The sequence below is a fragment of the Mesorhizobium denitrificans genome (genome assembly GCF_003403035.1).
Taxonomy (GTDB): Bacteria; Pseudomonadota; Alphaproteobacteria; order Rhizobiales; family Rhizobiaceae; genus Mesorhizobium_G; species Mesorhizobium_G denitrificans.
Genome location: NZ_QURN01000001.1, coordinates 298,826 through 323,467, shown reverse-complemented (window position 1 = coordinate 323,467; position 24,642 = coordinate 298,826). Strand labels below are relative to the sequence as shown.

Below are 24,642 nucleotides of genomic sequence, written 5' to 3'. Positions count from 1 at the left end.
CTTGCCAATAGGCGCACGTTGGATACGGTCGTACCGAATTGTAAACGCCGGATCAGCAATGCCTCACGATACAAGCCACACCCGCAACGGCCTTCCGGGGCTGCGCGGCACCGAGCATATAGGCTTCACTGTTCCCGACCTCGACGAAGCGGTCAGCTTCTTCGTCGAGATTATCGGCTGTGAGCCCTTCTACGAACTGGGGCCTTTCCAGTCCGATGGGGACTGGATGGAAACACATCTCGATGTGCACCCGAGAGCGGTGATGAAGCGGCTCAAATTCCTGCGTTGCCGTCATGGCTCCAACTTCGAGATCTTCGAATACGCGGCTCCTGACCAGCACGGCACTCAGCCCAGAAACAGCGATGTCGGCGGGCACCATCTCGCTTTCTACGTGGACGATATCGGTGAGGCAGTTGCCTATCTCAGGTCGCACGGTGTGCGTGTGCTCGGCGAGCCGACGGTGCGCACCGAGGGACCGAGCGCTGGTCAGAGCTGGGTCTATTTCCTGAGTCCTTGGGGCATGCAACTCGAACTGGTCTCGTTCCCGGCTGGCAAGGGCTATGAGCGCAAGACGAAGCACCGGCTCTGGCATCCGGCCAGTCCTCACCTGTGAGCGATTGACTCGTGAAGATTCCCACCTGCTCGCCGATGCTCTAATATCTTCGGAATCGACACGATGCGGGGAATTGAGATCATGGACGGCAGACGCGCAAGCAGCGGAATCGACGGCAACGGCGCCGCTCTGGCCAGCGGCCGTGTTACCGATGCACTGCGCGACGCCATCCTGTCGGGCCGACTGCGCCCGGGCAGCCGCGTCCGCCAGGAGGAACTCGCCGAAGAATACGGCATCAGCCGTATCCCGGTGCGCGAGGCGCTTCGGCAACTGGAAAGCGAGGGACTGGTCATCCTCGTGCCCAATAGCGGCGCCTGGATTTCCAAGCTCGACCGCGCCGAATGCATCGAGATATACAAGATCCGCGAGCGGCTGGAGCCACTGGCGCTTTCCGAAAGTAGCGCCAACCTCTCGCCGGAAGCCCTTGCGCGTCTGGAGGAGCTCGTCTTGCGCATCGAAGGCGTCGAGAGCATCGACGAGTTCCTCCAGCTCGATCGCGAGTTCCACCTCCTGAGCTATGAAGGCGCACGCATGCCTCAGCTCGCTCATATGATACACAAATTCTGGAACACCACTCAGCAATACCGCCGCGCTTTCGCCGCCTCGGTTGGCAAGGCCGGCATGGCGGCGGTGCATCACGAGCATCGGCTGATCCTCGAAGCGCTGAAGCGGGGTGACGGCGAACAGGCCGGCCTCATCCTATACGGCCATATCCGTCGCACCCGCCTGCAGCTCGAACAGCACACCGAGATTTTCACCTAACCCAAGCAGAGGTGGGAAGCACTAGAACCCCGCCTGGCTGATGAACTTGGTGACGAGATAGGCTTCCAGCGCTTCCGAACCGCCTTCGGAACCGTAGCCGCTATCCTTGACACCGCCGAAGGGCACTTCTGGCAGCGCCAGGCCCAGATGGTTCGTCGTCAGCATGCCGGTTTCGATCTCGGCGCCAAGTTCTGTCGCCGTTTTCAGCGAACGGGTGAAGGCGTAAGCCGCGAGCCCATACGGCAGCCTGTTGGCCTCGGTTACCGCCTCTTCGAAGGTGCCGAACGGCATGACCAGCGCCACGGGCCCGAACGGCTCCTCGTTCATGATACGCATGTCGGGTCGCAAGTCGCTGAGTACGGTGGGCTCGAAGAAGGCGCCCTTGTTGCCGATGCGTTTGCCGCCAGCCTCGAGCTTGGCGCCCACGGCTACCGCTTCGGAAATCATCGCCTCGACGGCCTGTAGCCGCCTTTCATTGACCAGCGGTCCCATACGTGTGCCTTCGGCCAATCCGTCGCCAACCTTAATGGCGCGCGCATGGCCGACGAGCTTGTCGACGAACTGCGGGTAAGATGCCTCCTGGATCAGGAAACGCGTCGGCGAGACACAGACCTGACCGCCGTTTCGGAACTTGGCCGTCGCCAACAAGCTTGCCGCGTTGTCGAGGTCGGCGTCGTCAAAGACGATGGCAGGCGCGTGTCCGCCAAGCTCCATAGTCGCGCGCTTCATATGTTGACCAGCGAGCGCGGCGAGGTGCTTGCCGACTGGGACGGAGCCGGTGAAGGACACCTTCCGGATCACCGGATGCGGGATCAGGTAGTTCGAAATTTCCGGAGGGTTGCCATAGACGAGGTTGAGCACACCGTCGGGAAGGCCGGCGTCCTTGAATGCCTCGGCGAGGCAGGCGGGCGAGGCAGGCGTCTCTTCCGGTGGCTTGACGATGATCGAGCATCCGGTGGCGAGAGCCGCGCCAATCTTGCGGATCGCCTGCGATACCGGGAAATTCCATGGCGTGAACGCCGCGACCGGGCCGACCGGCTCGCGCACGACCAGTTGATGGACGTTGCTGGCCCTGGCCGGCACGATGCGGCCGTAAGTGCGACGCCCTTCCTCCGCGAACCAGTCCAAAATGTCGGCCGAAGCCAATACCTCTATGGTCGCCTCGCTCAGTGGCTTACCCTGTTCCAAGCTGAGCAAGGCCGCAATCCTGCCGGCACGCTCGCGCATCAAGCGCGCAGCTTCACGGATAACCTTGCCGCGTTCGAAGGCCGAGACCTTGCGCCAGACCTTGAAGCCGCGTTCGGCAGCCGCCAACGCACGATCGAGATCAGCGGTGCCAGCAACGGCAACCGAACCGATGATTTCATCGGTGGCCGGGTTGCGAACCTCGAGCGTCTTGCCGCTCGACGCGGCGCCCCACTTTCCGTCGATGAAAAGCTCGACGTTGGGATACATGGTCATGTCCTGTCTGATTGTTATTGTCATGGTAGCCAAGCCTCAGAGCGAGAGGCTTTCCCTTGTGTCTTCGATTGCGAGGAAAAGCGCGCGGACAAGCTCGTCGATCTGGTCCGGCTCAATGATGTAAGGCGGGCAGAGCGCCAGCACGTCGCCCATGTTACGCAGGATTATGCCGCGTTGCCGGCAGGCACGCTCGACCTGCGCGCCAATCCTGGCCTCCGCTGGAAAGCCCTGTTTCGTGCGTCGGTCGGCGACCAACTCGATGCCGGCAAGCAGGCCGACACCGCGTATCTCGCCGACCATCGGATGATCGGCAAGCGCTTCGCGCAGCGCCTCCAGCATCTGGGCCCCGAGGACGCGGGCACGGCCGACGACGTCGATCTCGTGGTAGATGCGCAATGCCTCGGCGGCGACCGCTGAGGCCACGGGATGGCCTGAATAGGTGAAGCCATGTCCGAAGGTGCCGTTGCGATGCGCTTCGTCGGCGATCGTTTGATAGAGCGCATCTGAGACGACCACAGCGGCGATCGGCAGGTAGCCGGAGGAAAGCCCCTTGGCAACCGAGAACATATCCGGCTTAAAGCCGAAGGTCTGACTGCCGAACCAGTTGCCAGTGCGGCCGAAGCCACAAACCACCTCATCGGCCAGAAGCAGGATATCGTGCTTTTGGAGCAGCGTGCTGAGCTTGGTAAAATAACCTTTCGGCGGCACGACAACTCCGCCCGCGCCCATCACTGGCTCGGCTATCATCGCCGCGATCGTGTCAGGGCCAGCCGCCAGGATCATCGTCTCCAATTCGCCAATGAGCCGGTCGGTGAATGCCTCTTCGGTCTCACTATCCCGCGCCTCGCGGTAGAAATGCGGCTTGCCGGCATAGAGGATATCGTCAGACTTCATGCCGAACGAGCGGTGCATATGCGGCAGGCCGCTCAGCACCGCGCCCATCACCGTGCTGCCATGGAAGGCGCCATTGCGGCTGATGATGCGCCTTTTATCCGGCTTGCCGCGCGCGGCCTGATAGTACCAGGCGAGCTTGACCATGGAATCGTTGGCTTCCGACCCGGAGTTGGCGAGAAATATCTTGCAGTCCGCAATTGGCGAGACCGCCGCGAGCTGTTCGATCAAGTCGATGCAGGGCTCGTTCGTACGGTGGTTGAATGTGTGATAATTGGCGAGTTGAGCGAACTGGGAGGCTGCAGCGGCGGCCAGTCTCTGGTCGTTGAACCCGAGCGAGGCCGTCCACAAACCGGACATGCCCTCGATGTAACGGTTGCCGGCATCGTCGCGAACATAGACCCCTTCGCCGCCCGAAATGATCAGCGGCCCATCCTGCTCGTGCCGGCGCGGATCAGTCTGCGAATGCAGATGCATGCTCATGTCGATGGCACGCGCCGAATTATGCGGCATTTCCTGTTCCTTCGGACGGGCGATTGTTCTTGCGGCTCAATCGAATATCTTATAACTTATAAGTTGTCGAGACTGTCCAACACTGAAAACCGGGGAGAAGCAGGCGTGGCATCAGGTGCGAACCGCTGGCCGAGTAATAGCGGCGGCGACATATCGGACGAGCAGGCCGCTCTTCTGCGCGAACGCGCGCGCTTCGTGCGACTGGAAACGATCCGGCTGATTTCGATTGCAAAGGTCGGCCACTATTCGTCGGTATTCTCCTGCGCTGAGATCTTTTCGACGCTCTATTACGACACGATGCGAATCCGTCGCGGTGAGCCGAACTGGCCTGAGCGCGACCGCTTTCTGATGGGCAAGGGCCATGCGGCGGTCGGGCAGTTTCCAATCCTCGCCGACCTCGATTTCTTCGACCGTTCCTGGCTCGACGACTACACCCGTCTCGGCAGTCCGCTGGGTGACCATCCCGACATGCGCAAGGTACCCGGGGTCGACTTCAGCTCCGGCTCGATTGGGCATGCGCTGTCCAATGGCGTCGGCATGGCGTTGGGTGGCCGCTTACAGAAGCAGGATTTCAACGTGTTCGTTCTGCTCGGTGACGGCGAGATGCAAGAAGGACAGGTCTGGGAGGCAGCGATCAGCGGTGCCACCCATCGTTTGAGCAAGCTCGTCGCCATCGTCGACCGCAACGGCTATCAACTCGACGGCAAGGTCGACGACGTCGCCGCGGTCGAACCGCTGGGCGAGAAATGGCGCGCATTCGGTTGGGAGGTGCATGATGTCGACGGCCACGACGTGGTGGCGCTCGCCAACCTGCTGCGCAAGGTCAAGGCCGATACAGATCGCGAAAAGCCCTGCTGCATCATCGCAAGGACCGTCAAGGGCAAGGGTATCGATTACATGGAAACCGAACCTGGTTGGCATCTCGGCTACCTCGCGCCAGAAGACGAAGCCCGCGCCCGCGACATGATCCTCGGAGGTGCAAAATGAGCACGATCTTGCATCCCGACAGCTGGCAGTACCGCGAGATAAACAAGCGCGCTCCTTCGCTTGCAACTTTGGCCGACACGCTGATTGAGCTTGCCGAAGCCGGCCATCCGGTCGTCGCTGGCGCCGCCGACCTGCAGTATTCCAATGGTCTCGTTGGCTTTGCCCGCCGCTTCCCCGAGCGCTTCACGCAATTCGGCATTTCCGAACAGAACATGGTCTCGGCCGCAGCCGGCATGGCGACTACCGGCGTCATGCCGTATGTCGCGACCTTCGCGTCCTTCCTCGCGCTGCTCTGCTGCGAACAAATCCGCATGGACGTCGCCTATTGCGCGCAGCCGGTCCGCCTGATCGGTCATCACACCGGCATTTCGCTCGGCTTTTACGGCACCTCGCATCACGCAACCGAGGATATCGCCATCATGCGCTCGATTGCCGACCTCACCGTGATCTCGACCGCGGACGGCCCGCAATTCGCGGCAGCGTTGCGCGCTTCCGTCAATCATCCGCAACCGATCTACTTCCGCATTTCGCGCGGTCACGATCCTGTCGTCTATGCCAATGATGCACCGTTCGAAATCGGCAAGGCGGTGGTCCACGGCATCGGCAACGACATCACCATCATCGCCTGTGGCATGGCTGTGCACTCTGCAAAACAGGCGATGGAAGCCTTGAACGGCAAGGGCCATTCCGTCGGTCTCATCGACATGCACACGATCAAGCCGCTCGATCGCGATGCGGTGATGGCGGCGGCACGCAAATCGCGCATCATCCTGACCGTCGAGGAGCACAACATCCTTGGCGGCCTGGGCGGCGCGGTCGCCGAAGTTCTGGCCGAGGAAGGCGGCGGTGCACGGTTGGTCCGGCATGGCATCAAGGACGAGTACAGCCTGATCGCGCCACCGAGCCACCTTTATCGCCACTACAAGCTCGATGGGCCCGGCGTCGAAACCGTCGCGCAATCCTTGCTCGCTTAGCAGGCTCGACAATACAGTGGGGGAAAAAGCGACTATTGGATATATCTTGTAGAATCACTGCCGGCAGAAAACGCCACTCAACAATGCGGAGGAGACCTTTGTCGTGAACATTCAGCCGCTCGAGCAAGGCAACCTTTCCACGCGCGCCTATGTCGCCCTTCGCGAAGGGTTGGTCGCAGGACGGTTCCGGCCAGGCCAGCGTCTGGTAATGCAGGATCTCGCCGACCAGCTCGGTACCAGCGTCACCCCCGCCCGCGAAGCATGCCTGAGGCTTGTCAGCGAGCGCGGCCTGGAGCTGCGTTCGGGCCGCTTCGTCACCGTGCCGGCGCTGACGCTTGCGCGCTACATGGAGGTCCGCACCATAAGGCTGTCGCTGGAAGGCCTTGCCACGGAGCTTGCGGCGCAGAACGCGACGAAGGACGACATCGATAAGCTGACCAGCATCCAGAAAGTGTTCGAGAAGGCAGATCGCTCCGGCGATCCGGAACTTTCATTCCGCTACAACCGCGACTTTCACTTCACCGTCTACCGGCTCTCCGGCATGGAAATGCTGGTCGCCCATATCGAAAGCCTGTGGGTTTCGATGGGGCCGATGCTGACCGTCTTTTTCAAGGAAGGCGAACACAAATATGTGGGCGCTGCCCAGCACCTGACGGTAATAGAGGGCCTTCGTGAAAACGACCCGCAAAAGGCCCGCACCGCCATGGAACAGGACCTTATCCTGGGAGGCGAGGATTTCCTCCGTTTCCTGCAAGAGCACGAAGGCTTCGTCGCGTCCTGATCCGTCCCACGTCGGTCGCGAAGCAAATCCTGCATCAGTATCTAAAGCCGGGCAACCGCAGCTAGCGCTTCGTCGGTTGCCGCGAGTGCCATATCGATATCAGTCTCCCGGTGCGCGGCGGACAGGAAGAGTGTGTGAGACGGATGCAGGTAGACACCGCGTGCGAGCGCCTCCAGGCAGAAGGTATCGCCGAGCCTGCGGTCCGCATCGCTCTCGAACAAGAGTACCGGCATCTGCACCGGCCCGCTTTGACGCAGCGGCACGCTGTGCCTCTTGGCTTGTGCGTCGAGGCCGTCACGAAAGCGTTGGCCCATCGCGCGCATATGCACCACGGCATCGACCGCGCTGAGTTTCCGGATCGTGGCGATCGCGGCTGCCATCGACACACCGGCCGTCCAGAACGAGCCGGTCGTGAAGATGCGCGTTGCACCCTCGCGGAAGCGGTCGTTGCCGGTGACAGCGGCCAGCGCATGGCCATTGGCAATCGCCTTGCTCCAGGCGGCCATGTCGGGGCGCACGCCCACCAGTTCCCAGCTGCCGCCCATATCGAGACGGAAGCCGGCGCGAACGTCGTCGACGATCAACGCCGCATCAGCGCTATCGGCGAGCGCCCGCGCCTTTTGCGCAAACGCCACGGTCGGCAATTCATGCGGCTTGCCGAGGTCGTGCTTGAAGGCCGAGACCAGTATCGCCGCGAGATCGCCCCTGCACTCTTCGGCCGCGGCCTCGAGGCTCTCGACATTGTTGTAGTCGTAATAGAGCAGGTGCGCCCGGTCCTCATCCGTAACGCCGACGACCGACGGTGAGCACCACGGAATGGCGCCGTGATAGGCACCGCGCGCGACTAATATCTTGCGTCGCCCTGTGCCTGCGCGGGCGATCGTCAGGCAGGCTGTGGTGGCATCCGTGCCGTTCTTGGAGAACATCGCCCAGTCGGCATGCGGGACGGTTTCGACCATAAGCTCTGCTAATTCGACAAGCCGCTCGCTCGGTCCGTTCATCGCGTCGCCAAGCGCACGCTGCCTATCTGCCGCGGCCTCGACGTCGGCATCGCCGTAGCCCAGGATCGTTGGCCCCCAGCCGCAGATGAAATCAATATACTCACGTCCGTCCGCATCCCAGGTGCGGCACCCTTGAGCGCGTTCGAAATATTGCGGGTATCCGGCCGGCATTCGCGGCGCGTTCTGATGGCCCCACATTCCCCCTGGGATGACGCGCATAGCCCGGGCCCGCAAGGCACCGTCACTGCTCTTCGACTGCTGATCCATGAAACCCCGCCGTGCGTCTTGGGACCCGTCGCCCAAGACTGCTTTTCAGTTTTCGATATATGATGTATCATCTTTGCACAATAGCTTCGGAATTGCGGGAGAAACATGCAGCCCATCATTGGTGTCGTTGCCGACGATCTCACCGGCGGTATGGAAACGGCGGCAATGCTGGTGGCGCTGGGTATCGATTGCGGCTTTGTGACCAAGCCTGCGCTGGTTCAGGACTTTGCCCACTCGCCCGCAATCGTCGTCGCGCAAAAGACCCGCGTCATTCCCGCCGCCGAGGCCGTGCGGAAATCGGAATATGCGGCTCAGCAGTTGCTCGAAATCGGCGTGAGGCGGCTGTTCTTCAAATATTGCGCCACCTTCGATTCCACTGACGATGGCAATATCGGCCCGGTCACTGATAACCTGCTGGCTCTGACGCGGTCCTCCCAAACCGGCTTCTGCCCGAGCTCCGGCGACCTCGCGCGCAGCGTCTTCCAAGGCCATCTCTTCGTCGGCGCGCAGCTCGTTTCGGAATCGCCGAAGCGGCTCGACCCGCTGACTCCTATGACCGACCCCAGCCTGGTGCGCGTGCTACAGCGGCAGTCCAAACTCTCTGTTGGCCTCTTGCCGCACAATGCCGTGCGGGCGGATCCTACCAGCCGCCGCGCCCATCTCGACCATCTTGTCGCACAAGGCGTCCGGCACATCATCTTTGACGCTATATATCCCGAAGATCTTGCCGCGATCGCCGAACTGACCGTCGACTGGCCGCTAATGACGGGCAACGCGCCGGTCATCCGCCATTATCCCCCGCTGTGGCGCGAGCGCGGCTGGCTGGATGACGCGCCGCCGAAGCGGCCGCTGCCAGCCGTTGAGAGCCCCGGCGTCGTGCTTGCGGGCAGTTGCGCTGAATGCACGCTGGAGCAACTCGCGGCCTTTGAAAAGGCAAGGCCGGTGCACCGCATCGACATCGCTTCGGTCGCAAGTGTCGATACCGCGGTTGAGAAGGCGCTAGCCTGGGCAGGCGACCATCTCGACAGCGGGCCGATTTCGATCGCCACATCGGCAGGCCCGGACCAGGTCGCGGCCGCGCAGGCGAAATTTGGTCGCGATGGCGCTGCGGCCTTCGCCGAAACTGTCCTTGGCCGGCTTGCGGTCGAACTGCGCGGACGCGGTGTCCGGCGCTTCCTAGTCGCGGGCGGCGAGACATCCGGCACGGTGGTCGAGCAGCTTGGCATCGACCGGTTGAGGGTTGGCGCCTATCGCGGGCCGGGAATTGCCCGGGCGACAACGGAAGGGGCGGAGGTTGTTGCCCTCAGCCTCAAATCCGGAAAGCTCGGTCCTGTCGACATGTTCCTGCCGACGCTAGAATCAATGCGGCATCCAGAGGACTGAGGTGATGGACGAAGACGCAGCCGGCCTCGCAATCGTCGACATCGTGGGTCGTCTGCAGGACAAAGGCTTCAATCACGGCAACAGCGGTAATGTTAGCTGCCGGATAGCCGACGCCATGCTGATCACGCCAACTGGGGCAAACAGCGCCAATCTTTCCCCTTTAAGGCTTGTCCGGGTCGAAGACGACGGTGGCGCGACCGGTGGCATCCCGTCGAGCGAATGGCACATGCATTCGGCGATTCTGCGCGCCTATCCGGCCGCCAATGCAGTGATCCACACTCATGCAGACGCTTGCGTGGCGCTGGCATGCCTGCGCAAGCCACTGCCTCCCTTCCACTATATGGTTGCGGCCTTCGGCGGCACCGACGTGCGCTGCGCCCGTTATGCAACTTTCGGCACGGGCGACCTTGGGGCGGCGGCTGTCGAGGCCCTGAAGGATCGCACCGCCTGCCTGCTCGCCAATCATGGCATGATCGCCATTGGAAAGACGCTAGAAGCCGCATTCCAGACTACGGTCAAGCTCGAAACTCTTGCCCGCCAATATCTGATGGCGCTGCAAGGCGGCGAGCCCATGCTGCTCCCGGAAGAAGAAATGGCACGTGTCGGCAAACGCTACGGCAATTATGGAACAGGTTTGCTAGCTGGCTGACGAGCCTGGCCAGCAAGGTATAATGACCCTCGTTATGAACTGGATTTTCGAATGCTTCCCAGACCACGATATGGACATGCCTGGTGCTGTGTGATCATGAAGACGGTCGTCCAGTTGCAAAAGCGAGCCCGCTGAAAATGAACAAGCTGCCTGAGATCCAGGCGACAAGCCTCTCCTCGCAGATATACCTGCGCTTACGTCAGGAGCTTATGTCTGCGCGGTTACATCCTGGCGACCGGCTGAAGATCCGCGACTTGGCTCAGCAACTCGGCACCAGCGAGACGCCAGTACGCGAGGCGCTGTTCCAGCTCGTCAAGGACGGCGCATTGGAAATGAAACCGGGTTACTACATTCGCGTACGGCGGATCAGCCTCAAGGAATATCTGGAGCTTCGCGATATCCGCCTGGTGCTGGAACCCTATGCGGCCGCGAAGGCAATGCCGCACATCGACGAGCCATTCCTGAGCACGCTCGAAGAGATACACGACAAGCTAGTTCAGGCAGAGCGCGCCAAGGATTATGCGGCCGCGCTCCAGTACAACTACGACTTCCATTTCGCGGTCCATCGCAAGTCGGAAATGCCGCATCTCATCGAGATGATCGAGAAGCTGTGGATTCAGGCCGGGCCGTTGCTCAGCCTGCTCTATCCGCATGGCCACCCGACCTATGAAGGCCGACACCAGCACGTCAACGTAATCGCAGCCTTGCGTGCCAAGGACGAGGCGGCGCTCCGACACGCCTTCGAACAGGACCTGATCGAAGGCGGCCGCAAATTCATCGAGCACCTTGCTGGGATCGAGAGCAAGGAAGAAGCCGGGGATGAGCCCCCGCGTCGGTCACGACGCTAGTCCGGCCCTTTCCCTCCCCCAAAATCGAGTACCCCCTCCATTCTGTAGCGACACGGAACGGGCTTGAGCATCGGCGTTTTTCGCCGTGCCTCAACGCTGCTTCTGTTCCCGATTTTACCGCTCTCCGCGCAATGCGGAAAGGTCGTCATGCGCGCTTGCGGCCTCTATCATATATGATATATTCTGTTTCCAGAGGTCAAAAATACGGGGAGAGAAATGAAGCTTCGCAACGGAATTTTGGGAATAGCGCTCGGCCTTATGATGGGTGGCGTCTCCTACTCGGCATTCGCCGACGACGCGTCCACCTTCGTATATGCCGATGCCGGCGAGCCGAGCACCATCGACCCGGCCAAGGCCAATGTGAATTGGGAATTCACCGTCACCCGCAACATCTACGACCGCCTGATCGACTTCGATCTCGCCGACCCTTCGAAGCTGCTGCCGGCGCTTGCGACCGAATGGACGCAGGACGGCAAGGTTTGGACTTTCAAGCTGCGCGACGGCGTCACGTTCCATGACGGGTCACCCTTCGACGCAACCGACGTCAAGGCAACGCTCGACCGTCTGCTAAAGATCGGTCAGGGCCAGTCCTATCTCGTCGACGATATTGCCAGCGTCACCGTGGTCGACCCCATGACCGTCAAGATCGAGACGAAGCAGCCAACCGTCTTCCTTGCTTCCAACCTCAGCCGCATCGAGATGCTGTCGCATGTGGACATCGACAAGCACAAGGACGACCAAGGCCAGGCCTGGTTCAACGAGAATGCCAACGGCACAGGTCCCTACGAATTTGTGTCCTGGACGCGCGGCACCCAGATCGAGTTGAAGCGCAACGACAAATGGTGGGGCAAGTTCCCGGAAAAGCCGTTCGACCGCGTGCTCGACCGTTTCGTCACCGACGGCGCGAACCGCGCCCGTGGCCTCGAAGGCGGCGAGTTCGACCTCGCCAATTTCGTGCCGCTAGACGAAGCACTGCGCATCGGCACCAGCAGCGGCTTCCATATGGTCGAGGGCAACAATCTATGGGCCTGGCCGGCGATCTATCTCAACATGGATTTGGCACCAACCAACAACAAGGATTTCCGCGACGCATTGGTGAAGGCGTTCGACTATAATGCCATGGTGCAGTCGTTCCAGGGCAAGGCCGAAGTGGGCCGCGGTCCGATTCCGGCATGGTTCCCAGGCAGCCCGGAAAAAGAAGAGCCGGAGATCAAGACCGATCTCGACGCCGCCAAGGCTGCACTTGCCAAGTCGGGTCTCGCCAATGCCAAGATGAAATGCTCAGTACCCGCTGGCTTCCCGGAATTCCGCTTTGCAGCGACCGTGCTTCAGTCGTCTGCCCAGCAACTCGGCGTCACAGTCGAGATCGAGGAGCAGCCCTTCGTCGAGGCGATCACCGCCATCAAGTCCGACAAGAGCAACTGCTTTGTGCTCGGCAACGCCAATCTGAGCCCGTCCGACGCAACCAAGTTCTTCTCGGCCCACTATCTGAAGGGCGGTTTCTACAATTCGGGTAAGTTCTTCGATCAGACGCTGCAGGATCTTGTGGCCAAGCTGCCGACAATCGCCGATGCCACAGAGCGGGGCAAACTGCTCAAACAGGCGGCTGATATCGTGGTAGACTCCCACTATGTAATCTGGACAGCACGGCCGAAAACGGTGGTGCCTGAGCCCGACCGGATCGGCGGCTACCGCATAGACCCGGCCGAGTACATCAACGCCCGCTTCTGGGAAATGTACAGCAAGTAACAGCAGCGGGGTGGGCATACGGACAGCACGGTTGTGATCGCATTCCTTTTCAAGCGTCTGGTTTGGGGCCTTCTCGTCCTCATTGCGGTTGCGGTCATAACCTTCTTTCTCAGCCGTGTCGTTCCAGCCGACCCCGCCGCCTTCCTGGCTGGCCAGAACGCCTCTGAGGAGACCGTGCAGCGCATCCGCGCAGAGCACGGTCTCGACCGTCCGTTGCCGGAGCAGTTTGCCTCCTACATGATCGGCCTCGCCAAGGGTGATCTCGGCCAGTCCATTCGCACGCGTCGCAGTGTCAGCACCGACCTCAAGCAGTATCTACCGGCGACGCTGGAGCTTCTGACCTTCAGCTTCGTCCTCTATTTGGCAATTAGCTTCTCGCTGGCGGTGCTCGCGGCTCGCCACCCCGGCGGCACGGTGGACGGCACCATTCGCCTCATCACCATGATCGGCACCGGGATCCCGGTTTTCTGGCTCGGCATGACGCTACAGTTCTTCTTCTTCTACAAATTGCACTGGCTGCCGCTCGGCGCGCGCTTCCCGATCCGCGAGACGGTGCCGCCCGTGGTCAGCGGCTTCCTGCTGATCGATTCCCTGCTCGCCGGCAGCCTCTCGGCCTTTCTTGCCAGCCTGAAGCATCTGACCCTCCCCGCCGCGACCATCGTCGTCAATCTGCTTGCGGTGGGCACAAGGCTATCGCGCGCCGCCCTCATCCAGGAACAGAGCCGGCTCTATGTGCGCACGGCACGCGGCAAGGGCCTGTCGCCGAACCGCATCCTGTTCAAGCACATCTTGCGCAATGCGCTCTCGCCGATCCTGACAGCAACCACCATGCAGTTCGGCTACATGATCAGCTGGGTTATCCTGGTCGAGGTGATCTTCGACTGGCCCGGCATCGGCCTCTACGCCTACCAATCGTTCCAAGTCTTCGACTATTCTCCGGTCATCGCACTGGCGATCGTCTCGACGGCTGGCTTCGTGATCATCAACCTCGTGATGGATCTACTCTATCCGGTGATCGATCCGCGCGTGCAGAGTGTCGGCTCATGAGCATTTCCACCCAACCTGCGCGCTGGACCATCACGAGGCCGAAAGGCGTGCTGCTGCCGCTCGCGTTGCTGGTGCTGGCGATACTGGCAGCCTTCACACTTCTGCCTGGCGTGATCGCGCCGCACGACCCGATCGCACTCGCCATGGCCGACCGGCTGAAGCCGCCGAGCCTTACGCACATCTTCGGCACGGACGAGGGTGGCCGCGATGTATTCTCGCGGATCGTCTACGGAACCCGCTATTCGCTCGGCGTTGCGATCGCCATTGTCTTCGCCTCCGCCCTGTTCGGCGTGATCTACGGCGCGATCTCCGGCATGGCGCGCCGGGGAATCGACAATTTGATGATGCGCATCGTCGATCTCTTCTTCGGCTTTCCGGCACTAGTTCTGGCGCTCGCCGTCGCCGCCTCCATCGGACGTGGCCTCGACAGCGTGGCGCTGTCGCTTGCCATCATCTGGTGGCCGGGTTATGCGCGGCTGGTGCGCGGCGAGGTGCTGCGCCTGCGCGAACGGCCGCATGTCGAGGCCGCCCGCGCGCTCGGCGTTTCCGAGATGACTATCCTGCGCCGCCACATCATTCCCTTTGTCGTCCAGGAGGTGAATGTGCGCGTCACCACAGACATCGGCTATGCGCTGGTCGCCGTCACGGCCCTCTCCTTCCTCGGCCTCGGTGCCAATTCGCCGACGCCGGAATGGGGCCTGCTGATCCGCGACTCCCGCCCCTATTTCGGCTCTGCCTGGTGGTATCTGGTCTTTCCCGGCACGATGATCATGCTGACGGCCACCGCTTTCTCGCTGATCGGCGATGCGCTCGCTTCGAGGCGCGCCGCATGATCCTCTCAGTTCGCGACTTCGCAATCGGTTTCCAGCGCGAGGGCCAGAATCTGGTAGCGGTGGATGGCATATCCTTCGACGTCGAAGCGGGCGAGACCTTCGTCATCATCGGCGAGTCCGGGTCGGGCAAGTCGCTCACCGGCATGTCGATCGCCGGGCTGCAGCCGCCCACTGCCTTCGTCTCAGGCTCGATCCGCTTCAAGGATCGCGAAATGCTGAATCGGCCCGATGCCGAATTGCGCAAGCTGCGCGGCCCGGAGATCGGTCTGATCTATCAGGATCCGTTGAGCTCGCTGAACCCGGTCTGGCCGGTCGGCGACCAGATCGCGGAAACGCTTACCGCTCACGGCCTTGCCGACCGAGCCGAGGCAAACAAGCGCGCGGTGGAGATGCTGGAGCGCGTTCGTATTCCCGACCCGCGCCGTGTCGCTTCGGCCTATCCGCACGAGATCAGCGGCGGTATGCGGCAGCGCGCCATGATCGCGATGGCGCTGGCCGCCAACCCGAGCCTGCTGATCGCCGACGAGCCGACGACGGCGCTTGATGTCACCATCAAGGCGCAGATCCTCGAGTTGCTTGCAGACCTGAAGCGCGAGCTGGCGTTGACGATCATCCTTATCACCCACGACATGGGCGTGGTTGCTGAAGTGGCCGACCGGATCCTCGTGCTCTACGCTGGCCGAATTGCTGAGATCGGGCCGGCCGATTCCATCATGCTGCAGCCCTCACATCCTTACACCGCGGCGCTGATGACCAGCGCCATGATTTCGCAGACACCGGCCAAGCAGGAGCTCAACGCGATTGTCGGCGGCGCGCCTGGGTTGGGCGCCTTCCCCGCTGGATGCCGCTTCCATCCGCGCTGCCCGCGCGCGCAGGACGATTGCAACACTGTCGAGCCGCCGCGGCGCAAATTCGGCGCCGTGGAGCTCGCCTGCCATCATCCGATCGAGGTAGCAATGTCTCTTCAGGTCGCGAGGAGCTAACCATGGCGCTGCTCGAACTCGACGCCGTCTCGAAAACCTTCTCGCAGCGCCGCGGCGGCCGCGCCGTGCAGGCGGTGGCTGGTGTTTCGCTCGCGGTTGGCAAGGGAGAGACGTTGGGGCTGGTTGGCGAGAGTGGATGCGGCAAGTCCACCCTTGCCCGGCTGGCGCTCAAGCTGGTCGACGTGACGGACGGTCGCGTGCGCTTCGACGGCGTCGACGTCACCGGCTTGACCGGCCGGCGCATGTTGCCCATCCGCCGCCGGTTGCAGGCCGTGTTTCAGGACCCGCTCGCATCGCTCAATGCGCGCATGACGATCGCCGAAGTGATGCGCGAGCCTTTCGATACGCATGGCGTCAAGCTCGGCGCCGGGCTCGAAGCGCGCATCCGCGAGCTGCTGTCTTTCGTCGGGCTGGAGAACATCGATATACAAAAACTACCCGGCCAGTTTTCCGGTGGCCAGTTGCAGCGCATCGCAATCGTGCGCGCACTGGCGCTCGAGCCGGAAATCATCGTCGCCGACGAGCCGACATCGGCGCTCGATCCGTCGATCCAGGCGCAGATTGTCAACCTGATGCTGCAGATCCAGCGCAAGCGCGGCATTTCCTACCTGATCATCTCGCATGACCTCGACGTCATCGGCCATGTCGCCGACCGCATTGCAGTGATGTATCTCGGCACCATCATCGAGCAGGGGACGGCTGACGAGATAATGCAGCGGCCGCTGCATCCCTACACACAGGCCCTGCTGTCGGCCGCGCCAACGCTTGCCGCGCGCCGCCAGGTCGGGTGGAAGCGGATCATGCTTTCCGGTGACCCGCCTAATCCGGCGGACGTGCCATCTGGCTGCCGATTCCACCCGCGCTGCCACCTGGCACGTGACATCTGCCGGACAAATGTGCCGCCACTGCGCGCTATGCCCGGCACTGGCCAGATGGTTGCCTGTCACCTCGCGCCCGACGAGACGGCGCGTGCGGGCGCCGAGGTCGGGCGTGACAGGCGCGGGCTGCCTCTTGCCGGCTGAGGCGTAACGAGAACAAGGGAGACAAAATGAAGCGGACCAAGGAAATCCATGTGACTGGCTTGGGCTTTCCGGAAGGTCCGGTCGCGCTGCCAGATGGTTCGATCGCCTTCGTCGACCTCCTTCATGCCAATGTCCGCGCCTTCACGGACGGCGTCGTACGCGAGTTGGCCGCCCTCCCTGGTGCGCCGAACGGCATGCGGCTTGGCCCCGACGGCGCACTATATATCTGCAACAATGGCGGGCTTGCGCCAGAATCGTTGGAGACGTTGCATCTCGCCGAGCCGATGATTCCCGGCTGCATCCAGCGCCTGCAACCCGACGGCCGCTGGGAGAATTTTGCTGACCAACTTCCGGGCGCAAAACCGTCGCGGCCAAATGATCTCATCTTCACGCCGACAGGCGAGATCGTATTCACCGATCCGCAGAACTGGGAAGTGCTCGGCGCCAACGCCAATGCCTATCATGGCGGGCAACTGCTTGCAGCGGGTCAGGACCGAAAAGTCCGTGCGCTGGCCAAGATGAGCGGCTTCCCGAACGGGCTGGTGTTCCATCCCGACGGCTCGCTGATCGTCGGCATCACGATGGAGCATCGTCTGATGCGCTGCGACTGGAACGACGGCAGCGTCGGCGAGATGATCGAATGGGTTCGCCTCGACGACCGCTTCAATCCAGACGGAATGGTCTTCCATGAGGGCCTGCTCTACGTCACCGGCAGCACCGGCGACCGGATCGCAGTTCTCGACACCAAAGGCCAGCTCATCATGATGATCGATTGTGGTGAAGGCAGTGACCCGACCAATTGCTGCGTTCATGACGGTCGGCTCTGGGTGACGCTCGGCCTGCCAGGCCAACTCGTCTCCTACCCGCTTTAATGACCTTCCTGCTGATGACCTGAGAGAGCAAGCCCATGTCCCGTGAAGACGATTTCGTTCCGCCCGAACTCGGCCCTGTCAACATCCGTCCGCGCAAAGCGTGGGCCATGCCCGCCGACGAGCATTGGCACTCAAATCCCTGGTACGAGGCACCGCGTGGCGAACCTGCTCTGCCAGAGGTCTACACCTACACCGATACCATGTCCTATGATCCGGGCGACGAGGTTGTTTTCCATTCCTCGACTACTGCTCCGCAGTGGACGCTGGAGATCTACCGCGACGGCTATCGGCCGGAGACAATCCTCAAGGTCGAGGACATCCCCGGCGTCTTCGCGCCGACGCCGGCGGATGCATACCGCTCCGGCTGCGGCTGGCCGATCAGCCATCGCTGGCGACTGCCCACTGACCTACGCTCGGGCTTCTATCGCGTCGTCTCGACCTGCGCTCGCGCCAATGGCGGCAAATTCATACAGCATCATTTTTTCGTTGTGCGCCCGACAGAAGCCACTCGCCGCGCCAAGATCCTGATGATCCTGCCGACCGGCACCTGGACCGCCTATAATGATTTTGGCGGTGCCAACCACTATTTCGGCGTTGCCGGTCCGGACGCGGACCAGCCCTCACCGGTGCTCTCGCTTGAGCGCCCATGGACCCGCGGCGTGGTCTGGTTGCCGCCCGGCGCGCCGCGCATCTGCGCCGATCCGCTGCCGGAATTCGGCGACGCACCGCGCTATCCGATGAAGGAATGGGCTTATGCCAACGGCTTTGGCCAGTACTACGCAGCCGCCGGTTGGGCGCAGTTCGACCGCCATTTCGTCGTGTGGGCAGAGAAGGAAGGTTACCAGCTCGACATGATCACACAGACAGACCTCCACTACAGGCCGGAGCTGCTCGACGCCTATCCGTGTGTGGCCATCGTTGGCCACGACGAGTATTGGACCCGCGAGATGCGGCTGGCGATCGAAGCCTATGTCGAGCGTGGCGGCAGGCTTGCGCGCTTCGGCGCCAATTTTCTCTGGCAGATCCGCCTGGAAGACGACGGCAAGCGCCAGATCTGCCACAAGTTCAATGCCATAAACACCGACCCCGTCGCCGGTACCGATAAGGCGCATCTGCTGTCGACCGCATGGGAAGACAAGGACGTTGCGTGGCCGGGCGCCTCGACGGTCGGTGTCAACGGATTGCATGGACTTTATGCGTCCTGGGGTGGCTTCGCACCACACGGGCAGAAGGGGTTCACCGTCTACCGCCCGGGGCATTGGGCGTTTGCCCGCACCGGGCTGCACTATGCCGACATCTTTGGCGACAAGGAGCGCATCTTTGCCTACGAGGTCGACGGTCTTGACTACACCTTCAGGCATGGCCTGCCCTACCCCGTTCCCGTCGATGGCCAGCCGGAGGCGATCGAGATTCTCGCCATGGCGCCGGCGGTGCTTGCCGAGGACGAGCCGGACGGCGAAGGATTCCGCTATTATGTTCGCAGCAGTGACCATGAGGGTCTGGTGAAATGCGTCGCCGGCGAGGTTACGCCGGAAGCCCTCGCCCGCTACAAATACGGCGCCGGAATGATGGTGCACATGACGCGCGGCAAAGGCGAGGTGCTGACTGCCGCTACATGCGAGTGGGTCATGGGTCTTAAGCGCGGCGACCGCTTTACTGAGCAGATCACCCGTAACGTACTCGATCGATTTACGAGATCATAACGTCAGCTGCCGCAAAACCACGAAGCAATAGAGCCGAGCCTTGCCGCGCCCGTGAAGCAGGCGCAGACGTGCATAAGAGCTGCAACTTTTTGGACGGGATTGGATGGCGACGGGTGTCGATGTTCGCCAATTGCCGTGAGCACTATATCAGGGTGGGCCGACGACAAGATCGTAGCGAAGATAGTCCATGCGCTGCGCGACCTTTTCGTAGAGACGCTGCGCTGCGTGGTTGTCGGGTTGTGTCATCCAAAAGATCTTGTACCAGCCGGCGCTCTCGCCGATTGATTTGAGCTCAGTCAGCATCGCCTGAGCGATTCCTTTCCCTCGATAGCTGGCGTCAACATAGATGTCTTGAAGATAACAGGCGTCACCACGGCTCCAGGTAAACGGGAATGCTAGATAGAGGGTGAAACCGGCCGGTGTCGTGTCGGATGCGCAGGCGATCAGGCAGCGCAGGCCGCAGCCGGTGTCCATGATGCGATTCCAGTTCAATTCGCCGATATCGGGGTTGCCGGGTTCGTCCGGCGCCAGTGCGACGAAATTGCTCCACATGCTCAGAAACGCATCGCGATCGGCGGGAGCAGCAGGGCGGACGAAGCAATTTGCTGTCATGGAACGCTTCCCGATGCAGATATAATGGCGCTACGACGTATCCTCGCCGTCCCCGAAAGAACTATATCGTCCGGCGCGCGAACCATTTCTGCCGTTACGTCGAGACAACCGGTATCGTCCGGTGCAGGCGCAATCTCCGTGCAGCGAGCGACCAGCCGGTCAGCCGGCCATACCGGGCTGCGAAACCGCACTGAATAGCGCGACAGGCTCCCGACGCCAAACCAGCGAGTTAGCGCCGTACCGAGCAGCCCGGCCGTCAGCATGCCATGCGCCATCACGTCAGGCAGGCCAGCGTCGGTGGCGAAGTCGTGATCGTGATGCAGTGGATTGAAATCACCGGACGCGCCGGCGTAGCGGACCAGGTCCGTGCGCGTAAGCGGTGGAAATTCTATAGGCTCGAGAGGCGACAGGGTCATGGCGAGGTCGCCGCCTTCTCTATCGACGTCATCGTCTCGCGGCAGACCGGATCGCCATTGTCGCGATCGGTATATTCTATCTCTGTGACGACCACGCGCATGGTGCCGCCGCGCCGCCCCTGCTTGTGCTCGTCGCTCACCAACCGCGCCCTGCAGCGCAGATGATCACCGGCATGGATCGGCCGAGCATATGCGAAAGCCTGCTCTCCATGCACTGTACGGGACCGGTCGAGAGCTAGAATGCTGGTCACCAGTCGCTCGACGAAACCAGCCGAAGCGACCATCGGAAAGGTTGGCGGCGCGACCTCTGCGGTGGCCCAGTCCGGCTGCATGACAGCGCGCGCAAACTCGCGCACCTTTCCCGCCTCGACAGTGAACTGCCATTCATCGAGGATGTCGCCCGGCTGCATCAGCCCATGCCTCCCGGAAACCCACGACGCCGCGTCAAAAGTAACAGGCCGGCAAGCGCAACGAGGTTGAAGGCGATAAGCAGCGTTGCCACGGCGGTGATCGTGGGATTCACCTGCAGCATGAGTTCGCTGAACATGCGTTTCGGTATCGTCGTTGTCGTGCCCGAGATGAACAGCGTCACGACAACCTCGTCGAAGCTCATTACGAAGGTAAATATCCAAGCGGCGGCAGCGCTCGGGGCGAGGTTGGGCAGCACCACCATCGTAAGGATCTGCCTTTGCGAAGCGCCCAACGTGGCGGCCACCTGTTCGATGCGTATGTCGAATGAGCGGATCGCCGCTTGCATGATCAGCACGACATAGGGGACGGCCAAAATGGTATGGCCAAGTACGAGGCCCGTGAAGCTGCCGAGCAGGCCTATCCTGGCGAAGAAGATATAGAGCGCTACCGCTGTGATTATCGAGGGAACGATCATTGGCGCCATGAAGTTCGCCTCAAGCAAGTGACGCCCCGGAAAGTTGCCGCGAACCAAAACGTATGCCGCCAGCGTTCCCAGCACGATGGCCGCGCTGCTGGACAGAGTGGCGAGCATCAGGGAATTCTTGCCGGCGTCTATCCAGATCGGATTGCCCAGCAGATTCTCATACCAGCGCAGCGACAGGCTCGGTGGCGGGAATTCCAGCGATTGGGCACTGGAAAACGACATCGGGGCGACGATGAGAACCGGCAGACACAGGAAAAGCAGCACCGAGGCGCCGACCACCGTCAGCCAGACCGTGGAAAGCCTGGAACGGGCGTTCATGCGCTGCGCTCCCGTATCCACTGGTATATCGCGTAGAGAGAAAGCGTCACGGCCATCAGCACCACCGACACCACTGCCGCGATCTCCCACCGCGCGAAGCGGTTTATCAGAAGGTCCATCATGTTGGCCACCAGCGGCACCTTGCCGCCACCCAGCACTGCCGGCGTGATGTAGAAGCCGAGGCTGAGGATGAAGATGAGGATGCAAGATGCGGCAAGTGTCGGGACCGTCAGCGGGAAGAACACCTGCCAGAAGATGCGAAGGCGGCTCGCGCCCAAGGTCTCGGCAACCTGCAACAGTCGCTCATCGAGGCGGACCATCGCGGCATAGAGCGGCAATACCAGAAAAGGCAGAAGCACGTTGACCATGCCAATCAGGATACCAAGCTCGTTATAGAGAAACTGAACTGGTTTCGATATCAGGCCGAGGTCCATCAGAGTGCGATTGACGAGGCCGGCATTTCCCAGGATGACGATCCAGGCGTAGGTGCGCACCAGGATCGAGACCCAGAAAGTCGTCACCACGAGCCCCAGCATGACCATGCGCAGGCGTCGGCCGAGCTTGGTGATCCAGTAGGCGAGCGCATAGCCGGCAACCGCAGTGATCGCAGTCACCTCCAGCGCGATGACCAGCGTACGCCAGATGATGCGCATATACGCGGAGGATTCGGCAAACTCGCGGAAATGCTCGGTGGTCGGGTTTCCGGCATCGTCGACGGTGCTCCAGTATAGCGTGTTCAGGAGCGGCACGTCGAAGATGGCGACGACCAGGATAAGCAGCGGCGCGATCAGCAACACCAAGTCCCAGCGGACTCTCCCCTGCCGGCGTGCCGGCGCCTGTGGGCGGCCGGATGCGGCTTCTAGGGCGAGAGTCGCTGGGGTCATGGCGTCTTTCTGATCGCGCGTTTCTTCAGTCACTGCAGCAGCTTGAAGTCATTCCAGCGTTTCTCGACTTCCTTCGCGTTGTCATACCACCACTGGCCGGGCATCAACCACTGCACCTTCTTGTTTTCCGCGGATGTCGGGAACGTCTTGAGCACTTCCGGCGTCACGATTTTCTCCAACTCCGGGCTCGGCCCCGGATAGGGCAGGAAGTCGAGCAGGCATTTCTGCACTTCCGCGTTGGTCTGCAGCCGCAGCCACTTGTAGAGCATGTCGCGCTGATCGTCGGTGATGCCCTTGGCGACCGTCCACCAGGAAATGTCGAGCATGCCCTGATTGTAGGTCGAGGAGACACCCTCCTGGCCGAGCACACGCCCGGACCAGGCGATAGCGTACTGCACCTCGTTATCCTTCAACAGTTGTGCCGGTTGCGCGCCTGATTGCCACCATATCACGTCGTTCTTGACGCGCTCCAGCGTCTTGAAGGCGCGGTCGAGGTCCAGTCCTTTCGAAACTTCCTCGGGTGTCATACCGTCACCCATGGCGGCGAAGGCGAGGACAAATTCCGGATAGTCCGGAAGCGCGCGCTTACCCGGAAACTTCTCGGTGTCGAAGAAGTCAACGAAGTTTTGCGGCGGCTTGGCATCGCTGCGCCATGCCATGATGGTCGAGTAATAGCTGGCGCCGAACCCGTTCGGATTCTTGGCCTCCTCAAACATCGGTTCAGGATTGAGCTTCGCCCAGTCGATCGGCTCGAGCAGACCTTCCGCCGCCTGGCGGTACATGTCACCCGTCGGTCCGTCGGTTACCGTATTTGTAATCACACCCGACTTGGCCTGCGCGGCCATTTTGGCGTAGCCGCCGGGCGTTTCCTGAATGACCTTTATGCCGTCACTTTTCAGCAGCGGCGCATTAACGCATTTATCCAGCGAGTCGGCATACTCGCCGCCCGAGTCCATGATGTGCAGTTCTTTGGCGTTCTGCGCGACAGCTTGCGACGACCAGGCCGTCATTGCGACTGCACAGACCCAAGACAAGTTCCCCAGTGATTTTCTCATGGCGTCACCCTTGTTGGTTGTTTCGACAGGGTCACATGCAGCCTCGGCCGCCCTGCCACGGCCGCTTCAGTGCACCGCGCCTCCTTCGTGCGGCAAAATCCAGATGCGCTCGGGATCCCACGAGAGCCAGACAGGCTGCCCCTCGGTGAAACGTCCGACGGCCCCACCTACATGGACCGTCATCATCCTGCCCGTATCGAGTTCGACGCCGTATCGGGCGATCTCGCCGAGAAAGACGACGTCTCGTACGGTGCCGCGCACGAAACCCTTTTCCGGCGATGCGGTGATGTCTTCCGGTCGCAGCAGCCCGCAGACAACACCGGTTCGTTCGCCGGCCGACGCACAGGGAAAGCGCCCCTCGGAGCCGACAATCGCCCCGGCCGGATCTAACCTGCCTTCGATGAAATTGGCCAACCCCAGGAAACCCGCCGCAAACCGGGTGCGCGGCTGATGGTAGATCTCGAAAGGCGTTCCGATTTGCTCGACGCGCCCGCCCGAAAGCAGCACGACGCGGTCGGACAACGACAGAGCCTCTTCCTGGTCGTGCGTCACCATGATGGTTGTGATGCCCAGCGCGCGCTGCAGAGCACGAATCTCGGAGCGCACTTCTTCGCGAAGCTTCCGGTCCAGAGCGGCGAGCGGCTCATCTAGCAGCAGGATATCCGGCTTGAAAACGACGGCCCGAGCCAGCGCAACGCGCTGCTGCTGCCCGCCCGACAATTGGTGTGGGCGCCGGGCCTCCAAGCCGGAGAGACGCACCATGCGCAGCGCGTCTTCCACGCGGCTGCGGATTTCGGCAGCGGAAAGGCTTCGCACTCGAAGCGGAAACGCGATGTTGTCGAAGATGCTCATGTGCGGGAAGAGCGCGTAGCTCTGAAAAACCAGCCCGATGTTGCGCTTGGCAGCCGGCACGAAGGTGATATCACGGTCGCCGAGCACGATGCGACCAGTGTTCGGCTGTGAAATGCCCGCGATCAGCGACAGCATCGTCGTCTTGCCGGACCCGCTCGGCCCCAGGATCGTCGTGAACTCGCCGGAGCACACCGTTAGCGAAAGATCGCTGACGGCCTTTACCGCTCCGAACGACTTCGAAACCTGGGAAAAGCTGACCCGAGTCATCGCA

General features: G+C 61.7%; 25 protein-coding genes. 15 read left to right on the top strand and 10 right to left on the bottom strand.

Annotated elements, in window-relative coordinates; translation table 11 throughout:
* The first annotated feature begins 58 nt into the window (after positions 1-58).
* Together DY251_RS01520 and DY251_RS01515 are read left to right on the top strand one after the other, a co-directional pair.
* A complete protein-coding gene (locus tag DY251_RS01520; RefSeq protein ID WP_116622064.1) occupies positions 59-613 on the top strand; it encodes a VOC family protein in 555 nt (184 codons plus the stop codon).
* 81 nt (positions 614-694) lie between these two features.
* The gene (locus tag DY251_RS01515) at positions 695-1,375 is read left to right on the top strand and encodes a GntR family transcriptional regulator (protein ID WP_116622063.1); all 681 of its coding nucleotides are present in this window, start codon (positions 695-697) and stop codon (positions 1,373-1,375) included.
* A 21-nt stretch (positions 1,376-1,396) separates the two neighbouring features.
* Here DY251_RS01515 and DY251_RS01510 read toward each other — a convergent pair whose 3' ends face one another.
* Together DY251_RS01510 and DY251_RS01505 are read right to left on the bottom strand one after the other, a co-directional pair.
* On the bottom strand, positions 1,397-2,836 hold the full coding sequence (locus tag DY251_RS01510; RefSeq protein WP_199498758.1) for an NAD-dependent succinate-semialdehyde dehydrogenase: 1,440 nt from the start codon (positions 2,834-2,836) through the stop codon (positions 1,397-1,399).
* 36 nt (positions 2,837-2,872) lie between these two features.
* On the bottom strand, positions 2,873-4,240 hold the full coding sequence (locus tag DY251_RS01505) for an aminotransferase (RefSeq protein WP_116622061.1): 1,368 nt from the start codon (positions 4,238-4,240) through the stop codon (positions 2,873-2,875).
* Positions 4,241-4,390: 150 nt separating this feature from the next.
* On the opposite strand from DY251_RS01505, the gene DY251_RS01500 reads away from it, so the two are divergent.
* From DY251_RS01500 to DY251_RS01490, 3 genes are all read left to right on the top strand, one after another.
* On the top strand, positions 4,391-5,227 hold the full coding sequence (locus DY251_RS01500) for a transketolase (protein WP_425373267.1): 837 nt from the start codon (positions 4,391-4,393) through the stop codon (positions 5,225-5,227).
* The gene (locus DY251_RS01495) at positions 5,224-6,201 is read left to right on the top strand and encodes a transketolase family protein (RefSeq protein WP_116622059.1); all 978 of its coding nucleotides are present in this window, start codon (positions 5,224-5,226) and stop codon (positions 6,199-6,201) included. The genes DY251_RS01500 and DY251_RS01495 overlap by 4 nt, the downstream gene beginning before the upstream one ends.
* 103 nt (positions 6,202-6,304) lie before the next feature.
* A complete protein-coding gene (locus DY251_RS01490; protein WP_116622058.1) occupies positions 6,305-6,982 on the top strand; it encodes a GntR family transcriptional regulator in 678 nt (225 codons plus the stop codon).
* 41 nt (positions 6,983-7,023) lie between these two features.
* On the opposite strand, the gene DY251_RS01485 is transcribed toward DY251_RS01490, so the two are convergent.
* The gene (locus tag DY251_RS01485; protein ID WP_116622057.1) at positions 7,024-8,250 is read right to left on the bottom strand and encodes an aminotransferase class III-fold pyridoxal phosphate-dependent enzyme; all 1,227 of its coding nucleotides are present in this window, start codon (positions 8,248-8,250) and stop codon (positions 7,024-7,026) included.
* 105 nt (positions 8,251-8,355) lie between these two features.
* Between DY251_RS01485 and otnK the strand changes: the two genes are divergently transcribed.
* The 10 genes from otnK (at position 8,356) to DY251_RS01435 (ending at position 19,339) form a co-directional block, all read left to right on the top strand.
* Positions 8,356-9,633, top strand: coding sequence for a 3-oxo-tetronate kinase (gene otnK, locus DY251_RS01480; protein WP_116622056.1), 1,278 nt, complete (start codon positions 8,356-8,358; stop codon positions 9,631-9,633).
* A 4-nt stretch (positions 9,634-9,637) separates the two neighbouring features.
* Positions 9,638-10,282, top strand: coding sequence for a class II aldolase/adducin family protein (locus DY251_RS01475; RefSeq protein WP_116622055.1), 645 nt, complete (start codon positions 9,638-9,640; stop codon positions 10,280-10,282).
* Between the two features lie 137 nt (positions 10,283-10,419).
* Positions 10,420-11,130, top strand: coding sequence for a GntR family transcriptional regulator (locus DY251_RS01470; RefSeq protein WP_137113288.1), 711 nt, complete (start codon positions 10,420-10,422; stop codon positions 11,128-11,130).
* A gap of 258 nt (positions 11,131-11,388) precedes the next feature.
* Positions 11,389-12,879, top strand: a complete 1,491-nt coding sequence (locus tag DY251_RS01465) for an ABC transporter substrate-binding protein (protein WP_245415826.1) — start codon at positions 11,389-11,391, stop codon at positions 12,877-12,879.
* A 33-nt stretch (positions 12,880-12,912) separates the two neighbouring features.
* Positions 12,913-13,926, top strand: coding sequence for an ABC transporter permease (locus tag DY251_RS01460; protein ID WP_116622052.1), 1,014 nt, complete (start codon positions 12,913-12,915; stop codon positions 13,924-13,926).
* A complete protein-coding gene (locus tag DY251_RS01455) occupies positions 13,923-14,759 on the top strand; it encodes an ABC transporter permease (protein ID WP_116622051.1) in 837 nt (278 codons plus the stop codon). The genes DY251_RS01460 and DY251_RS01455 overlap by 4 nt, the downstream gene beginning before the upstream one ends.
* Complete coding sequence (locus DY251_RS01450; RefSeq protein WP_425373266.1) at positions 14,759-15,742, top strand: ABC transporter ATP-binding protein; 984 nt, start codon at positions 14,759-14,761, stop codon at positions 15,740-15,742. Before DY251_RS01455 ends, DY251_RS01450 begins: the two co-directional genes overlap by 1 nt.
* A gap of 2 nt (positions 15,743-15,744) precedes the next feature.
* Positions 15,745-16,764: an ABC transporter ATP-binding protein gene (locus DY251_RS01445; protein ID WP_245415809.1), complete on the top strand. Its 1,020-nt coding sequence runs from the start codon at positions 15,745-15,747 to the stop codon at positions 16,762-16,764.
* A 26-nt stretch (positions 16,765-16,790) separates the two neighbouring features.
* Positions 16,791-17,636 carry an SMP-30/gluconolactonase/LRE family protein gene (locus DY251_RS01440; RefSeq protein ID WP_116622049.1) on the top strand — a complete coding sequence of 282 codons (846 nt, stop codon included), beginning with the start codon at positions 16,791-16,793 and terminating at the stop codon, positions 17,634-17,636.
* Positions 17,637-17,671: 35 nt separating this feature from the next.
* Complete coding sequence (locus DY251_RS01435) at positions 17,672-19,339, top strand: N,N-dimethylformamidase beta subunit family domain-containing protein (RefSeq protein ID WP_116622048.1); 1,668 nt, start codon at positions 17,672-17,674, stop codon at positions 19,337-19,339.
* Positions 19,340-19,486: 147 nt separating this feature from the next.
* On the opposite strand, the gene DY251_RS01430 is transcribed toward DY251_RS01435, so the two are convergent.
* From DY251_RS01430 to DY251_RS01400, 7 genes are all read right to left on the bottom strand, one after another.
* Positions 19,487-19,951, bottom strand: coding sequence for a GNAT family N-acetyltransferase (locus DY251_RS01430; protein ID WP_116622047.1), 465 nt, complete (start codon positions 19,949-19,951; stop codon positions 19,487-19,489).
* A complete protein-coding gene (locus DY251_RS01425; RefSeq protein WP_116622046.1) occupies positions 19,948-20,367 on the bottom strand; it encodes a MaoC/PaaZ C-terminal domain-containing protein in 420 nt (139 codons plus the stop codon). The genes DY251_RS01430 and DY251_RS01425 overlap by 4 nt, the downstream gene beginning before the upstream one ends.
* Positions 20,364-20,777, bottom strand: coding sequence for an FAS1-like dehydratase domain-containing protein (locus DY251_RS01420; protein WP_116622045.1), 414 nt, complete (start codon positions 20,775-20,777; stop codon positions 20,364-20,366). The genes DY251_RS01425 and DY251_RS01420 overlap by 4 nt, the downstream gene beginning before the upstream one ends.
* Entirely contained in the window at positions 20,777-21,580 is an 804-nt protein-coding gene (locus DY251_RS01415) for an ABC transporter permease (RefSeq protein WP_137113289.1), read from the bottom strand. Before DY251_RS01415 ends, DY251_RS01420 begins: the two co-directional genes overlap by 1 nt.
* Positions 21,577-22,497, bottom strand: a complete 921-nt coding sequence (locus tag DY251_RS01410) for an ABC transporter permease (RefSeq protein ID WP_116622043.1) — start codon at positions 22,495-22,497, stop codon at positions 21,577-21,579. Before DY251_RS01410 ends, DY251_RS01415 begins: the two co-directional genes overlap by 4 nt.
* Complete coding sequence (locus DY251_RS01405) at positions 22,494-23,474, bottom strand: extracellular solute-binding protein (RefSeq protein WP_158553207.1); 981 nt, start codon at positions 23,472-23,474, stop codon at positions 22,494-22,496. Before DY251_RS01405 ends, DY251_RS01410 begins: the two co-directional genes overlap by 4 nt.
* Positions 23,475-23,585: 111 nt before the next feature.
* On the bottom strand, positions 23,586-24,638 hold the full coding sequence (locus DY251_RS01400) for an ABC transporter ATP-binding protein (protein ID WP_116622041.1): 1,053 nt from the start codon (positions 24,636-24,638) through the stop codon (positions 23,586-23,588).
* Positions 24,639-24,642 lie beyond the last annotated feature (4 nt).